Raw genomic sequence first — 14,580 nt, 5'->3', positions numbered from 1 at the left:
TATATGTCTATGGAAACGCAGGACATCATCAAACGGTCCGCAACAAACTCCATCACGCCGCCGCCTCAGGCCCGTGATTACAAAGCAGAGGTCGCGAAACTGATCGATGTGTCCACCTGTATAGGCTGTAAGGCCTGCCAGGTGGCATGTTCAGAGTGGAACGATATCCGCGATGAAGTCGGCCATTGCGTCGGGGTGTATGACAACCCCGCCGATCTCAGCGCCAAATCCTGGACGGTAATGCGATTTAGCGAAACCGAACAGAACGGCAAGCTGGAGTGGCTAATTCGTAAAGACGGCTGTATGCACTGTGAAGATCCGGGCTGCCTGAAGGCGTGCCCGTCTGCCGGGGCGATTATTCAGTACGCCAACGGGATTGTCGATTTCCAGTCAGAGCACTGCATTGGCTGCGGCTACTGTATTGCCGGGTGTCCATTTAATATTCCGCGCCTCAATAAAGAGGATAACCGCGTGTATAAATGTACGCTGTGTGTGGACCGCGTCAGCGTCGGGCAGGAACCTGCCTGCGTCAAGACCTGTCCGACAGGGGCAATACATTTCGGCACTAAGCAGGAAATGCTGGAAATGGGCGAACAGCGGGTGGCCAAACTGAAAGCACGCGGTTATGAACACGCCGGTCTCTACAACCCGGAAGGTGTTGGGGGAACGCATGTGATGTACGTTCTGCACCATGCCAACCAGCCGGAGCTGTACCACGGCCTGCCGAAAGAACCGCAGATCGATACCTCTATCAATCTGTGGAAAGGGGCGCTGAAACCGCTGGCTGCTGCCGGATTTATCGCCACCTTCGCCGGACTTATTTATCACTACGTTGGTATTGGTCCGAATAAGGAAGTGGACGACGACGAGGAGGATCATCATGAGTAAGTCGAAAATGATTGTGCGCACGAAGTTTATCGACCGCGCCTGTCACTGGACGGTGGTGATCTGCTTCTTCCTGGTGGCGCTGTCGGGAATTTCCTTTTTCTTCCCGACTCTGCAATGGCTGACGCAGACTTTCGGTACACCGCAGATGGGGCGTATTTTACACCCGTTCTTCGGACTGCTGATCTTCGTGGCGTTAATGTTCATGTTTGTACGATTTGTTCACCACAACATCCCGGATAAAAAAGATATACCGTGGCTGAAAAACATTGTGGAAGTGCTGAAAGGCAATGAACATAAAGTGGCGGATGTGGGCAAGTACAACGCCGGACAGAAAATGATGTTCTGGTCGATCATGAGCATGATTTTCGTGCTGCTGATTACCGGCATTATTATCTGGCGTCCGTACTTTGCGCAGTTCTTCCCGATGCAGGTCGTGCGTTACAGCCTGCTGATCCATGCTGCGGCGGGCATTATCCTGATGCACGCCATCCTCATCCATATGTATATGGCATTCTGGGTGAAAGGTTCGATTAAAGGCATGGTCGAAGGGAAAGTGAGCCGTCGCTGGGCGAAGAAGCATCACCCGCGTTGGTATCGCGAAGTCGAAAGACAAGAAGCGAAAAAAGAGAGCGAGGAAGGGGTTAATTAATCCCAGACGTTCTCCACGTAATGGCGCTACATCGGTAGCGCCATTTTTTTGCCAAAAAAACGTCATGTTACTGTCATCTGCTAAACGTAAGGTGTTGTCTTTCCATTAATAGAAGAGTTAAAAGACAATGCATCTGGTGAAAAAATTACTCGCAGTTAGCGTGTTTCTTTGTGCGTCCGCTCAGGCGCAGAACATCCTCGAATTTCCTCAGCCGGAAAATAACCCGGAAGAGTTTTATGCCGTAACTGAAATTCCGGCAGGTGGAATGATTAAATATGAAACCGACGCCAAAACGGGGTTTATCGTTGCTGACCGTTTCCAGTCTATGCCGGTTGCTTATCCCGCCAACTACGGTTCACTAACCCAGTCTTTAGCCGGTGACGGCGACCCGCTGGACGTCATTTTTTATACCCGTGCGCCGTTGGCCCCTGGAACATTGATTAAGCTGCGCGCCATTGGCGTGCTGAAGATGATCGACGGCGGAGAAAAAGACGACAAAATTGTCGCCGTTCCGGCCAGTAAAATTGACCCGACTTATGATGACATCAAAGAGTTGAGCGATCTGCCCAAGATTGAAGTGCAACGCCTGGAATCTTTCTTCCGCGTGTACAAAGATCTGCCGGAAGGGCGCAAGAAGGTCGAATTAAACGGTTTCAACGACGCCGCCACGGCTAAGCAAGAGATCAAACAGGCCTGGGATGCCTGGAAAGAGAAAAAACCAAAGTAATAAATGGCATGCCGGATGGCAAAAGTTTATCCGGCATTCAACTTTTATCACTGCACTGCCAGTTTGCGCAGGCGTGAAGTATCCACGTTTTTTTGGGCCTCTGCCAGGCTCCAGGTATTTTGCAGGTTTAACCACATTTCGGGTGAACTACCAATTACGACAGAGAGTTTGATCGCCATCTCAGGCGTGAGGGCCGCTTTCCCGGTCAATAGTCGGCTTGCCGTCGAAGGTGCAATCTCCATCGCCCTGGCAAATTCGCGCAGACTGACATTGAGTTCGTCCAGTGCTTCCTGAATGATATCCCCAGGGCGGGGATGATTTGCCATTTTCATCAATGATAGTCCTCGTAGTCCAGTATGTACGCATCGCCATTGACGAATTCAAACGTAATACGCCAGTTACCTGAAACAGAAATTGCCCAAACTCCATCACGCTCGCCTATAAGAGAATGAAGCTTATAACCGGGCATATTGATATCTGTAACCTTACTTGCCGCATCAATAACAGCAAGCCTGTGTCGTAATCGTCGGACATGCTTCGCCATAACGCCTGATGTTCGCCCATGAAGAAACAAGTCGCGCAATCCTTTGTGTCTGAAGTTCATGATCATCCATACCTTCCTTGTTCCCTCAAGAGGAACGGTACCATTAATGTTCCTTTAAGCGCAACACCAGGATTGCGATATTTTAAATTTTGCGGCGAATGTGCAAAAAGAAAAAGGGAGAAGGGGAATATCTGGAAAGCGTCACGCAAGAATTGCCGGATGACGGGCCTAAAGGCGCATTTTGCTGATGTAGGCCGCCATCCGGCAATGCGGTTTACTCCAGTTGTGAGTTCAGCCGCGCAATCTCCTTACGCCATTGCGCCTGTAACAGCGGTTTTTGATGCTTCGGCTTACGAGAGAGAGCGTCGGCCAGCCGCTGCTCCAGTTCGAGAAGTTGTTCCAGTAACGCATCACTGTCGCAGCTTATTTCATTTCTCGCTTCGACCACCGTTTTCGGGACAGGTATCTCAGCAGATGTTTCCCGAATTCGCGCGTTGATCGCGTCCAGATCGTGCCATTCGCTGAGTTCGCCGTTATCAATAAACCAGAACCGGTTACAGCTTTTGCTGATAAGCTGGCGATCGTGGCTTACCAGCAGCACGCCTCCGTGATAGCTTTGCAGCGTTTCAGCCAGCGCCTCTTTGCCTTCCATATCCAGATGGTTGGTCGGTTCATCGAGCATCAGCAGGCTATAACGCGCCAGAGTCAGTCCAACAAACAATAACCGGGAACGCTCGCCACCGCTTAATGTACTGACCCGCTGCGCGTGACGAACCCATGGAAAGCCCGCGCTAATCAAGGCCATTTTGCGAATATCAGGCTGAGGAGCAAATGCTTCCAGCGCGTCAAACAGCGAGTCGTCATCAGCGAGTTGGTGCAGCGTCTGATCGTAATACCCCAGCGTAACGCGCGGATGTAACACCAATGAAGGCGATGCCAGCTGTGAGTGAAACTGTTGCCAGATAAGCCTTAACAGCGATGATTTCCCACAACCATTGCGCCCGACAATCGCCACGCGATCGCCGCTTTTTACGCGGATACCGGCTATCGAAAACAGCGAATCTGCGCCAGGAGCAGGGGCTACGGACAGATGAGTCATCTCCAGCAAACGATCCGCACGCAGGGCATCACCCTGCAATGTTAGTGTCCACTGACTTCCCGAGGTTACTTCGGTCTGTACCTCTTTCAGGCGCAACACCTGTTTTTCCATCTGCTTGGCTTTACGGGAAAGATCTTCGTTGTCGTAGACCCGTCCCCAGGTCGCCAACCGTTTGGCGCTGGCGGTGACGCGATCGATCTCCTTTTGTTCAGCCTTATGGCGCAAGGCATCGCTGGTGTCTCTGTCTACCAGAGCCTGACGCGCCGGGCTACAGGGGAGATCGAAGGCATGCAGGGTGCGATCGCGCAGGATCCAGGTTCCGTGAGTCACGGCATCCAGCAACTGCGGGTCGTGGGAAACAACCACAAAACTATCAGACCAGTTCTGTAAGAACTGTTCCAGCCACAGTAACGTGGGCAAATCCAGGTGGTTACCTGGCTCATCCAACAGTAGCAGGTCAGGGTTTCGCATCAGCGCCCGCGCTAATAACAGACGCGTGTGTTGTCCGCCGCTCAGCGTTTGTGCTGTCAGAGATAAATTCTCCGGCGTGAAACCCATTTCGGCCAGCAACGCTTCAACTCGCCATTGTTGGCTCGCGCGTTCATGCTCGGGAAGTTGAGCAAGCACCGCCTCTTGCAGCGTCAGCGGCAGTATATCGTCAGGTAAATGTTGCTCCACACGCGCAAGATGACAGTGATTCGCCTGCGCAATTGTCCCGCTGGTGGGTGAAATCGTGCCATCGAGTAGTTTTAACAGCGTACTTTTGCCGCAGCCGTTGTAACCGATAAGCCCGATGCGGTCGCCTTTTTTCAGGGTGAAGGAAAGATCTTCGAATAGCGTACCGAATGCCGTATCAACGTGTAAGGATTGTGCGGTTAGTAATGTGCTCATTGTTGCTTACTCAAGAGTTACAGGCGTAAAAACGCCTCGTCAAACATCGCTGACGATAACCCGGTAAGCCCGAGAGAAGGGGATTGAGAAGTTAGCTTCGCTCAAGCAGAAGTTATCGCAGCACGATACCGATAACGCTTGAGCACTGGCGATCGCCAAAAGCATGTGAAACGATAAAACGTTCACAGTACAGCATAAGTATCCTCCTTTTGTTTTTCAGAAAGTTAATCGGTGATGAAAGTGTAATCGCAAGTTACGCAGTTGCGCAAGCTTTGAACGCCCGGCAGCTGAGTCTGCCGGGCAAACCGTCAAATAGAAGTACGACGGTAGTCGCGATATTCCGCCTGCCAGAAATTATCGTCAATCGCCTGTTGCAGCGCTTCGGCGGACGTTTTCACCGCCACGCCTTGCTGCTGGGCCATTTTACCCACGGCAAAGGCAATCGCGCGGGAAACGATCTGAATATCTTTCAGTTCCGGTAATACCAATCCTTCGCCGTTCAGCACCAGCGGAGAATACTGCGCCAGTGTTTCACTGGCTGACATCAGCATTTCATCGGTAATGCGCGATGCGCCAGAAGCAATAACACCCAGCCCGATACCCGGGAAAATATAGGCGTTGTTACACTGGGCAATCGGGAAGACTTTTTCCTTCCACACTACCGGCGCAAACGGGCTACCGGTCGCAACCAGCGCGTTACCTTCGGTCCAGGCGATAATATCCTGTGGCGTAGCTTCCACGCGTGAAGTTGGGTTAGACAGCGGCATGACGATGGGGCGCGGACAATGCTTGTGCATTTCGCGGATGATCTCTTCGGTAAACAGGCCGGTCTGTCCGGAAACACCAATCAGGATATCCGGCTTAACGTTACGCACCACGTCGAGTAACGACAGCACATCCTCTTGCGTATCCCAGTGCTGCAGATTTTCGCGTTTTTGCACCAGCTTGGTCTGGAAGGAGAGCAGGTTCGGCATTTTGTCGGTTAACAGGCCGAAGCGATCGACCATAAACACGCGCTGACGCGCCGCTTCCTCGCTTAAACCTTCACGCTGGATTTGCGCGATGATCTGCTCGGCAATCCCGCAACCGGCTGAGCCCGCTCCCAGGAACACGATATTCTGTTCACTTAACTGGCTACCCGCCGCGCGGCTGGCGGCAATGAGCGTACCAACGGTAACCGCTGCGGTGCCCTGAATATCGTCGTTAAACGAGCAAATTTCATCGCGATAGCGGTTCAGCAACGGCATCGCATTTTTCTGCGCGAAGTCTTCGAACTGCAGCAGCACGTCCGGCCAACGATGCTTCACAGCCTGAATGAATTCATCGACAAATTCGTAGTATTCATCATCAGTGATACGCGGATTACGCCAGCCCATATACAGCGGATCGTTCAGCAGTTGCTGATTGTTAGTACCGACGTCCAGGACGACCGGCAGGGTGTAGGCCGGACTAATCCCACCACACGCGGTATACAGCGACAGCTTACCGATCGGAATACCCATCCCGCCGATCCCCTGGTCGCCAAGGCCCAGAATACGTTCACCGTCGGTAACGACGATGACTTTGATATTGTGGTTAGGCACGTTCTGCAGGATATCGTCCATATTGTGGCGGTTCTGATAAGAGATAAATACGCCGCGCGCGCGACGGTAGATCTCAGAGAAACGCTCACAGGCAGCACCTACCGTTGGGGTATAGATAACCGGCATCATCTCATCAAGGTGATTATGCACCAGTCGGTAAAACAGGGTTTCGTTGGTGTCCTGGATGTTGCGCAGGTAAATATGCTTGTCGATTTCGGTTTTGAATCCCTGATATTGGATCCAGGCGCGTTCAGCCTGTTCTTCAATCGTCTCGACCACTTCCGGCAGTAACCCCAGCAGGTTGAAGTTACGGCGTTCTTCCACACTGAAAGCGCTCCCTTTATTCAGTAAAGGGAATTCCAGCAGTACCGGGCCAGCGTAGGGGATGTAAAGGGAACGCAGTTTTTTAGTTTCGTTTTCCATGTCACTCACTCTTTTTTGAATAACCGTCCCTGGCGTTCTTTATGATCGAGTGTGGCCTGTCCGCCAGGGAAACGGGCGAAGTATAAAGCATTGTGAATGGGTTAAGGGGTTTTATAAGCAAAAACACCACTGCGGTTGCAATGGTGTTTATCTCGTTATTCAGTCAGACCAGCGAAAGACTATTTGCCGTCAGCGCGGCGCTTTCTTCCGGTAGGATTGTTGACCACACTGGTTTTGTCACCTTCGGTCACGACTTTACGTTGGTTTGAGATTTTGTGGTCCAGTCCAAGAATATGACGGGCCTGACGGTTCGATTTCATTCTAACTCCTTAATCCTGTTTCTGGTTTCAAGGGCGAGTCCGTATAAAAACGGACGAAATACAACCTGATAGAAAGCCGATGTTTAAAATAACGGCTTTCCGGATGGTCGGTCATTTTATCTGAAAGGTCAATGCTTAAGCGGTAAATGCAGAACTATCCCGTATGTGTCATGCATTTTCTCAGGCGTCCTATACTTGTAACTTCAACGACAACACAGGAGAACGGTAATGACTATCCATAAGAAAGGTCAGGCACACTGGGAAGGCGACATTAAGCGCGGTAAAGGTACCGTATCGACTGAAAGCGGCGTGCTAAATCAGCAACCGTATGGGTTTAATACCCGGTTTGAAGGGGTAAAAGGCACCAATCCTGAAGAGTTGATTGGCGCGGCTCATGCGGCTTGCTTCTCAATGGCGCTTTCGTTAATGCTGGGTGAAGCGGGCTTTACGCCAGATGCTATTGATACCACTGCCGATGTTTCTCTGGATAAGGTGGATGCGGGTTTTGCGATAACCAAAGTAGCGCTGCACAGTGAAGTAAGCGTTCCGGGGATAGACGCCGCCACGTTTGACGGCATCATCCAGAAAGCGAAAGCCGGATGCCCTGTTTCGCAGGTGCTGAACGCGGAAATTACACTGGATTATCAGCTGAAGTCTTAATCGTGGCGTGCCGGATGCGACTACGTCTTATCCGGCACCCGATGATGTTATTGCGCCACCCAGCCGCCATCCATATTCCACGCAACGCCGCGCACCTGTGCCGCACCGTCTGAACATAAAAACAACGCGAGTTCCCCTAACTGCTCCGGCGTGACGAATTCACGCGACGGTTGTTTTTCCGCCAGCAGGGCGTCACGTGCGACGTCAGGCGCCACGCCTTCGGCAATACGTTTATCAATCTGCTGCTGAACCAGCGGCGTGAGTACCCAACCGGGGCACAGCGCATTGCAGGTAATGCCCGTCTGCGCGGTTTCCAGTGCAATGGTCTTGGTTAATCCCACCACACCGTGTTTTGCGGCCACGTAAGCGGATTTCTCTTTTGAAGCTACCAGGCCGTGAACCGAGGCGATATTAATGATGCGTCCCCAGTTTCGTGCGCGCATACCCGGCAGCGCCAGCCGCGTAGTGTGAAAAACGGATGAGAGGTTAATAGCAATAATCGCGTTCCATTTTTCAACCGGGAAGGTTTCTACCGGAGACACATGCTGGATCCCGGCGTTGTTGATCAGAATATCCACGCCGCCGAATTCGCTTGCGGCATAGCGCATCATGTCAGCAATTTGCGCTTCATCGCTCAGGTCCGCGCCATGATAGCCTGGCGTTTTGCCATATTGCGCCACGGCGTCTTTGGCGGCTTCAACATCACCAAACCCGTTGAGGATCAACGTAGCGCCCGCTTGTGCCAGCACCTGAGCGATGCCTAATCCAATACCGCTGGTCGAGCCGGTAACCAGGGCGGTTTTTCCCGTTAAGTTCATGATAATTTTCCTTAAACAATTCCGGTGGTGTAGAAGACGCCGATAACAAACAGCACGGCCAGGCTTTTGATCACGGTGATGGCGAAAATCCCGCCATATGCCTGACGATGGCTGAGGCCGGTAATAGCCAGCAGGGTAATGACCGCGCCGTTGTGCGGCAGGGTGTCCATGCCGCCACTAGCCATTGACGCCACGCGGTGGAAGACTTCGAGTGGAATATTGGCGGCATGGGCAGCGGCAATAAAAGTGTCAGACATGGCGGCAAGGGCAATACTCATCCCACCCGATGCCGAGCCGGTGATCCCGGCCAGCGTGGTGATGCTGATGGCTTCGTTAAGAAGCGGGTCAGGGATCGCCGCCAGCGCTTTTGACAACACAAGGAAACCCGGCAGGGCAGCGATCACCGCACCAAAACCATACTCCGACGCGGTGTTCATCGCCGCGAGGATCGCGCCGCCAACCGCCGTTCTGCTGCCTTCCGCCAGGCGACCTTTAATGTTGCGATAGCCGAACAGCACCACCAGTAAGATCCCTGAAATCAGCGCCGCTTCCACTGCCCAGATAGCGGTGATTTTACCGACTTCGGTGGTAATCGGTTTGGCAAGGCCTGGCAGTTCCAGTTGATGTGTTGCGCCATACCACTGTGGGATCCAACGGGTAAACAGCAGGTTAAACACCCCAACCAGAATCAGCGGAGAGATAGCGATTATCGGGTTTGGCAGGTTAATGTTATCCGGCGTTTCCGGCTCGTTTAACAGTTCAGTGCCATAGCCTTCATCCTTAGCCTGCGCTTTACGACGCTGACGTTCGAGATAAACCAGACCGACGAAAATAATAAACAGTGAGCCTATCAGCCCCAGCCACGGTGCGGCCCAGGCGTTAGTCCCAAAGAAACTGGTCGGAATAATGTTCTGGATCTGCGGCGTGCCAGGTAAGGCGTCCATCGTGAAGGAGAACGCGCCCAGCGCGACGGTGGCCGGGATCAGGCGCTTAGGAATATTACTCTGGCGGAACAGCTCCGCCGCAAATGGATACACCGCAAACGCCACGACGAACAGCGATACCCCGCCGTAGGTTAACAGCGCGCACACCAGCACGATCACCGGGATGGCGTGACGCCGCCCGAGGATATTGATGGCGGCGGCAACAATAGAGCGGGAAAAACCAGATAACTCGATTAACTTGCCAAACACCGCTCCCAGCAAAAACACCGGGAAGTACAGCTTCACAAAACCGACCATTTTTTCCATAAACAGGCCGGTGAAGGCAGGGCCGACGGCGCTGGGTTCGGTGAGCAATACAGCACCTAATGCCGCGATGGGGGCAAACAGGATGACGCTATATCCGCGATAGGCTGCAAGCATCAGCAGGCCCAGCGCTGCCAGGGCGATTAATACACTCATCATGACTCCTCAATATCATTGTTATAGTGGGGTACAGAAAGAGAAGTTACGGTTTCAGGGCAAAGCGCAGTTGATGCTCTCTGCGTTGTTGGATGTACTCTTTGCGCGAATCATCCCAGCGATAAAATCCCTGGCCGCTGCGCAACCCGGTATCACCGTTGGCGACCTTGTCAGCGACCAGCGACATCATGTCGCTACCTGTTGCCAGCTCCGGTAACAGATGCCGACAAATGTCCTGTACCGTAGAAAGACCGGTCATATCAGCCGCCTCCAGCGGGCCAACCATGGCATAGCGTCGTCCGAGCGAGGCACGCATTACCTGATCCACCACCTCCGCGCTGGCGATACCGCTTTTAACGATATGCAACGCTTCACGCAGCAGGGCGAATTGCAGACGGTTGCCGACAAACCCTGGCGCGGCGCGATCGAGCACGACCGCTTCCAGTTGCATCGACAGCAGTAGTTGTTGTAATTCATGAAGATATTCCGCCTTCGTTGCAGTCCCCGGCACAATTTCAACCAGCGGAATAAAGTGCGGCGGGTTCCAGAAATGGGCGATTAGCAACCGCTCGGGATGGACAAGTTTTTCTGCCAGGGCATCGGGTGGCAATCCGCTGGTATTACTGGCGATCACCGCCTCCGGTGCGATCAGCTTTTCCAGTTGCGCATACAGCGCATGTTTAAGTTCGAGGCGTTCCGGGATGGCTTCAATCAGCAAGCCGCACGCGGCAATATCCTGTAGCGACGTCGTACCGTGTAGACGGTTCATAACCGATGCTTTTTCGCTTAGAGCAAATTGTTCAGTAGCAATAAGCTCATCCACAATATCGCTGGCAATATGGCTAATTTCCGCAATTCGGCTGCTATCGGTGTCGTACAACCAGATATCGTGACCAAAGCGGGCAAAGTGGGTGGCGATGCCAACGCCCATTAAACCTGCGCCAAGTACGCAGATAGAATTATTTTGCATGAGATACCCCCTCTGGACGCTCTACTGCCAGTGCGACCCCCTGACCACCGCCTACGCACAGTGTGGCCAACCCTTTGGCGGCGTTGCTGCGGGCCATTTCATGCAGCAGGGTCACCAGAATCCGGCACCCGGACGCGCCAATCGGATGACCCAGCGCGATCGCGCCGCCATTGACGTTAACTTTGCTGCTGTCCCAGTTCAGAGATTCGCCAACCGCCAGCGCTTGTGCGGCAAATGCTTCATTGGCTTCAATGAGATCAACATCGTTCAGCGTCCAGCCAGCCCGTTTCAGACACTGAAGTGACGCTTCTACTGGCCCAATGCCCATAATGGCCGGATCGACGCCGGAAACCGCGTAGCCCGCCACCCGTCCCAGAACCGGCAAATTGAGTTCTGCGGCTTTGGCGGCGCTCATTAGCATCACCGCCGCGGCGCCATCATTGATTGAAGAAGCATTCCCGGCGGTCACCGTACCGTTTCCTGGCCGAAACGCTGGCTTGAGCTGCGCCAGCTTATCGGCCTGAGTATCCGGGCGAGGCTGTTCGTCACGGTCCACTACACGCGGCGGTTTTTTCCCCTGCGGAACGCTGACTGGGGTAATCTCCGCACTAAAACGACCGGCTTCAATCGCGGCAGCCGCTTTTTGCTGGGAGTGCAAAGCAAATGCGTCCTGTTGCTCACGACTGATAACAAACTTATCCGCGAGATTTTCCGCGGTAATGCCCATGTGATAGTCGTTGAAGGCATCCCACAAACCGTCATGTACTACGCTGTCTTTCAGGCTGGCATGACCCAGGCGCAGACCTGCCCGCGCGCCGTCGAGAAAATAGGGCGCGTTGCTCATGCTCTCCTGCCCACCGGCAATCACAATTTGCGCATCACCGCAGCGAATCGTCTGTACCGCCTGATGCACCGCCTTCAGACCCGAGCCGCACACCAGATTAATGGTTAGCGCTGGCGTAGTGACCGGCAAACCCGCACGTACCGCCGTCTGTCTGGCAGGGTTTTGACCACAGCCCGTCGTGAGTACCTGACCCAAAATCACTTCATCAATTTGCTCTGGTGCCAACGCCGTTTTTTCCAGCAGGGAACGGATCACCACCGAACCGAGTTCAACCGCCGAAAGCGGCGCCAGCGCGCCATGAAAACTGCCAATCGGGGTGCGCGTTGCCGCGACAATAACAACATCCTGCATGGTCAGCTCCTCAGTTAAATTGCATTTCGGGGACATTTTCAGGCACGATCAGCTTGCCGGCGGTTCTGGCGACGATTTCATCCACGCTGATACCCGGGGCGCGTTCACGCAGAATGAACGCCCCATCGGCAATCTCCAGCAGCGCCAGATCGGTAAGCACGCGTTTGATGCAGGCCACGCCGGTCAGCGGCAGAGTGCATGCAGGAAGCAATTTTGACTCACCGCTTTTGGAGGCATGGGTCATTACCACGATGATGTTGTCGGCTCCGGCCACCAGGTCCATTGCGCCGCCCATGCCTTTCACCATTTTTCCGGGGATCATCCACGAGGCGATATTGCCCTTAACATCGACTTCAAACGCGCCGAGCACCGTCAGGTCAACGTGGCCGCCGCGGATCATCGCGAAGGATTGCGCCGAGTCGAAAATCGCTGCGCCTTTGCGCGCCGTCACGGTCTGTTTTCCGGCGTTAATCATGTCCGCATCAATCTCGTCTTCAGTAGGAAACGGCCCCATACCCAGCAAACCGTTTTCCGATTGCAGCATCACGTCCATACCATCGGGGATGTAGTTCGCCACCAGAGTGGGAATACCAATCCCAAGGTTGACGTAATAACCGTCGCGCAGCTCACGGGCGACACGCATTGCCATTTGTTCACGCGTTAACATGGTCAGGCTCCTTTCTGGCGCAGGGTGCGTTGTTCAATACGTTTTTCAAATTGCCCCTGAATAATGCGGTTAACAAAAATTCCGGGGGTATGAATCGCAGAGGGATCCAACTCGCCAGGGGGGACGATCTCTTCGACTTCCACTACGGTAATGCGCCCGGCAGCGGCCATCAGCGGATTAAAATTCTGTGCGGTATGGCGATAGATAACATTGCCGTACCAGTCGGCTTTCCAGCCTTTGACCAGCGCAAAATCCCCGGTTATGGCCTGCTCTAAAATGTACGGACGTCCGGCAAACTCGCGCACCTCTTTTCCTTCGGCCACGGGGGTTCCGTATCCGGTCGCGGTGAAGAAAGCGGGGATCCCCGCGCCGCCAGCGCGCAACTGCTCCGCCAGCGTGCCTTGCGGCGTCAGGATGGCTTCCAGTTCGCCACTAAGCACCTGCTTTTCAAACAGCGCGTTTTCCCCCACATAAGATGCGACCACTTTGCGCACCTGACGCGTTTCCAGCAGCACGCCGAGGCCAAAACCGTCCACGCCGCAGTTGTTTGACACCACGGTAAGTCCCTGAACTTCCCGACGACGTACTTCGGCAATCAGATTTTCAGGGATCCCACACAAGCCAAAACCGCCCGCCAGCAGCGTCATGTTGTCGGTCAGTCCTTCCAGCGCCTCTTGATACGTGGCGACCCGTTTATCCAGTCCAGCCATATACTTGCCCCTCCTGTTGTCCTTGCCGACATCATTGGGGGAGAAAAATGATTTGTTAATTTTAAATTTGTGACTCACTCATTGGGTTTTTTTATCAATTTAATGTTAATTAAAGGTATTCAACAGGTTAAAGGAATGCGAAATGGGAATGAGCATCAAACAGTTACGCGCGTTTTTAGCGGTAGCTCACACTCTGAATTTCGCTCATGCCAGTGAAAGACTGAATATGTCGCAACCCGCATTAAGCCTGGCGATTAAAGGACTGGAGGATTCGTTAGGTGGAGCTTTACTGTTGAGAACTACCCGCAAAGTGACCCTTACGCAGGAAGGGGAAACGTTGCTGAATATGGGGCGACAGCTGCTTGCGGACTGGGAGAACACGGAAGAGGCAATGCGCCAGCGATTCACGCTGCAACGCGGTAAAATCTCTATTGCCGCCATGCCTTCATTTGCCGCTAACGTCCTGCCATCGGTACTAAAAACGTTTCGTGATTCCTATTCTGGTATCAACGTAACGGTTCACGATGTGATTAACGAACAGGTCATTGAGATGGTGAGTGAAGGGCGGGTAGAGATGGGTATTGCCTTCGAACCGGACTATTCCGGGCATCTGCATTTCACCCCGCTTGGCGTGGATCGTTTTATTGCGATTGTCCCGCCAACCTGCCGACTGGCAGGGCGGGATCGTATTGCATGGCGTGAACTGCTGACGCTGGATTTCATCACCCTGCAACGTCCTTCCGCCGTGCGTCTGATGCTGGAAGAACAGCTGGTGCAAAGCGGGCATTCGCTGGAGGTGGCGCTGGAGAGCCATCAGCTGGTGACCGTTGGCCGGCTGGTGGCTAAGGGCCTGGGCGGCAGCGCGGTACCTGCGCTGTGCCGTACGCAAATGACTGAATTAGGCGCAACCTGTATCGATCTGGACACGCCGGTGATCCAGCGTCGGATCGGCGTTCTGCGTTCGGCACATCATAAGTTATCTACCGCCTCCGAAGTGCTGGTGGAAACACTGAAAAAGGCGTATTGCACCTGA

General features: G+C 53.5%; 16 protein-coding genes. 5 read left to right on the top strand and 11 right to left on the bottom strand.

The window, feature by feature from the left end; all coding sequences use genetic code 11:
- Window positions 1-3 precede the first annotated feature (3 nt).
- The 3 genes from fdnH (at window position 4) to FHD02_RS04275 (ending at window position 2,264) form a co-directional block, all read left to right on the top strand.
- Window positions 4-888, top strand: coding sequence for a formate dehydrogenase N subunit beta (gene fdnH, locus FHD02_RS04285; RefSeq protein ID WP_042308353.1), 885 nt, complete (start codon window positions 4-6; stop codon window positions 886-888).
- A complete protein-coding gene (fdnI, locus tag FHD02_RS04280) occupies window positions 881-1,537 on the top strand; it encodes a formate dehydrogenase-N subunit gamma (RefSeq protein ID WP_016153106.1) in 657 nt (218 codons plus the stop codon). The genes fdnH and fdnI overlap by 8 nt, the downstream gene beginning before the upstream one ends.
- A 127-nt stretch (window positions 1,538-1,664) precedes the next feature.
- Complete coding sequence (locus FHD02_RS04275) at window positions 1,665-2,264, top strand: inorganic diphosphatase (RefSeq protein ID WP_165407619.1); 600 nt, start codon at window positions 1,665-1,667, stop codon at window positions 2,262-2,264.
- A 47-nt stretch (window positions 2,265-2,311) separates the two neighbouring features.
- Here the strand turns inward: FHD02_RS04275 and FHD02_RS04270 are convergent, their stop codons facing one another.
- From FHD02_RS04270 to sra, 5 genes are all read right to left on the bottom strand, one after another.
- Window positions 2,312-2,596, bottom strand: a complete 285-nt coding sequence (locus FHD02_RS04270) for a HigA family addiction module antitoxin (protein WP_137371536.1) — start codon at window positions 2,594-2,596, stop codon at window positions 2,312-2,314.
- Entirely contained in the window at window positions 2,596-2,874 is a 279-nt protein-coding gene (locus FHD02_RS04265) for a type II toxin-antitoxin system RelE/ParE family toxin (RefSeq protein WP_061381325.1), read from the bottom strand. The genes FHD02_RS04270 and FHD02_RS04265 overlap by 1 nt, the downstream gene beginning before the upstream one ends.
- A gap of 208 nt (window positions 2,875-3,082) precedes the next feature.
- Window positions 3,083-4,798, bottom strand: a complete 1,716-nt coding sequence (locus tag FHD02_RS04260; protein ID WP_220393609.1) for an ABC-F family ATP-binding cassette domain-containing protein — start codon at window positions 4,796-4,798, stop codon at window positions 3,083-3,085.
- 308 nt (window positions 4,799-5,106) lie between these two features.
- The gene (gene maeA, locus FHD02_RS04255) at window positions 5,107-6,804 is read right to left on the bottom strand and encodes a malate dehydrogenase (RefSeq protein WP_042308364.1); all 1,698 of its coding nucleotides are present in this window, start codon (window positions 6,802-6,804) and stop codon (window positions 5,107-5,109) included.
- 179 nt (window positions 6,805-6,983) lie between these two features.
- Window positions 6,984-7,124 (bottom strand): stationary-phase-induced ribosome-associated protein, encoded by a 141-nt coding sequence (gene sra, locus FHD02_RS04250; protein ID WP_038640628.1) that lies wholly within the window; start codon window positions 7,122-7,124, stop codon window positions 6,984-6,986.
- 228 nt (window positions 7,125-7,352) lie between these two features.
- On the opposite strand from sra, the gene osmC reads away from it, so the two are divergent.
- A complete protein-coding gene (osmC, locus tag FHD02_RS04245) occupies window positions 7,353-7,784 on the top strand; it encodes a peroxiredoxin OsmC (protein ID WP_042308368.1) in 432 nt (143 codons plus the stop codon).
- Window positions 7,785-7,831: 47 nt separating this feature from the next.
- Here osmC and FHD02_RS04240 read toward each other — a convergent pair whose 3' ends face one another.
- From FHD02_RS04240 to FHD02_RS04215, 6 genes are read right to left on the bottom strand one after another with little or no spacing between them, the layout of a single operon-like run.
- Window positions 7,832-8,602 carry a 3-hydroxybutyrate dehydrogenase gene (locus FHD02_RS04240; RefSeq protein WP_137371534.1) on the bottom strand — a complete coding sequence of 257 codons (771 nt, stop codon included), beginning with the start codon at window positions 8,600-8,602 and terminating at the stop codon, window positions 7,832-7,834.
- Window positions 8,603-8,613: 11 nt separating this feature from the next.
- Window positions 8,614-10,008, bottom strand: coding sequence for a GntP family permease (locus tag FHD02_RS04235; RefSeq protein ID WP_204554957.1), 1,395 nt, complete (start codon window positions 10,006-10,008; stop codon window positions 8,614-8,616).
- Between the two features lie 43 nt (window positions 10,009-10,051).
- On the bottom strand, window positions 10,052-10,975 hold the full coding sequence (locus FHD02_RS04230; RefSeq protein ID WP_220393608.1) for a 3-hydroxyacyl-CoA dehydrogenase family protein: 924 nt from the start codon (window positions 10,973-10,975) through the stop codon (window positions 10,052-10,054).
- Window positions 10,965-12,170, bottom strand: a complete 1,206-nt coding sequence (locus tag FHD02_RS04225) for an acetyl-CoA C-acetyltransferase (protein WP_220393607.1) — start codon at window positions 12,168-12,170, stop codon at window positions 10,965-10,967. The genes FHD02_RS04230 and FHD02_RS04225 overlap by 11 nt, the downstream gene beginning before the upstream one ends.
- Window positions 12,171-12,180: 10 nt before the next feature.
- The gene (locus FHD02_RS04220) at window positions 12,181-12,837 is read right to left on the bottom strand and encodes a CoA transferase subunit B (protein WP_220393606.1); all 657 of its coding nucleotides are present in this window, start codon (window positions 12,835-12,837) and stop codon (window positions 12,181-12,183) included.
- Between the two features lie 2 nt (window positions 12,838-12,839).
- Window positions 12,840-13,547, bottom strand: coding sequence for a CoA transferase subunit A (locus FHD02_RS04215; RefSeq protein ID WP_042308380.1), 708 nt, complete (start codon window positions 13,545-13,547; stop codon window positions 12,840-12,842).
- A 142-nt stretch (window positions 13,548-13,689) separates the two neighbouring features.
- Between FHD02_RS04215 and FHD02_RS04210 the strand changes: the two genes are divergently transcribed.
- Window positions 13,690-14,580 carry a LysR family transcriptional regulator gene (locus FHD02_RS04210; protein ID WP_200006434.1) on the top strand — a complete coding sequence of 297 codons (891 nt, stop codon included), beginning with the start codon at window positions 13,690-13,692 and terminating at the stop codon, window positions 14,578-14,580.

This window comes from Citrobacter sp. EC_71 (assembly GCF_019584005.1).
Taxonomy (GTDB): Bacteria; Pseudomonadota; Gammaproteobacteria; order Enterobacterales; family Enterobacteriaceae; genus Citrobacter; species Citrobacter werkmanii.
Note: the sequence above shows the minus strand (reverse complement) of the source record. Positions and strands in the feature narration are given on the sequence as shown.

Coding starts and splice junctions, on each gene's coding strand:
- fdnH (WP_042308353.1), top strand. CDS start 4: ATGTCTATGGAAACGCAGGACATCATCAAACGGTCCGCAACAAACTCC.
- fdnI (WP_016153106.1), top strand. CDS start 881: ATGAGTAAGTCGAAAATGATTGTGCGCACGAAGTTTATCGACCGCGCC.
- FHD02_RS04275 (WP_165407619.1), top strand. CDS start 1,665: ATGCATCTGGTGAAAAAATTACTCGCAGTTAGCGTGTTTCTTTGTGCG.
- FHD02_RS04270 (WP_137371536.1), bottom strand. CDS start 2,596: ATGAAAATGGCAAATCATCCCCGCCCTGGGGATATCATTCAGGAAGCA.
- FHD02_RS04265 (WP_061381325.1), bottom strand. CDS start 2,874: ATGATCATGAACTTCAGACACAAAGGATTGCGCGACTTGTTTCTTCAT.
- FHD02_RS04260 (WP_220393609.1), bottom strand. CDS start 4,798: ATGAGCACATTACTAACCGCACAATCCTTACACGTTGATACGGCATTC.
- maeA (WP_042308364.1), bottom strand. CDS start 6,804: ATGGAAAACGAAACTAAAAAACTGCGTTCCCTTTACATCCCCTACGCT.
- sra (WP_038640628.1), bottom strand. CDS start 7,124: ATGAAATCGAACCGTCAGGCCCGTCATATTCTTGGACTGGACCACAAA.
- osmC (WP_042308368.1), top strand. CDS start 7,353: ATGACTATCCATAAGAAAGGTCAGGCACACTGGGAAGGCGACATTAAG.
- FHD02_RS04240 (WP_137371534.1), bottom strand. CDS start 8,602: ATGAACTTAACGGGAAAAACCGCCCTGGTTACCGGCTCGACCAGCGGT.
- FHD02_RS04235 (WP_204554957.1), bottom strand. CDS start 10,008: ATGATGAGTGTATTAATCGCCCTGGCAGCGCTGGGCCTGCTGATGCTT.
- FHD02_RS04230 (WP_220393608.1), bottom strand. CDS start 10,975: ATGCAAAATAATTCTATCTGCGTACTTGGCGCAGGTTTAATGGGCGTT.
- FHD02_RS04225 (WP_220393607.1), bottom strand. CDS start 12,170: ATGCAGGATGTTGTTATTGTCGCGGCAACGCGCACCCCGATTGGCAGT.
- FHD02_RS04220 (WP_220393606.1), bottom strand. CDS start 12,837: ATGTTAACGCGTGAACAAATGGCAATGCGTGTCGCCCGTGAGCTGCGC.
- FHD02_RS04215 (WP_042308380.1), bottom strand. CDS start 13,547: ATGGCTGGACTGGATAAACGGGTCGCCACGTATCAAGAGGCGCTGGAA.
- FHD02_RS04210 (WP_200006434.1), top strand. CDS start 13,690: ATGGGAATGAGCATCAAACAGTTACGCGCGTTTTTAGCGGTAGCTCAC.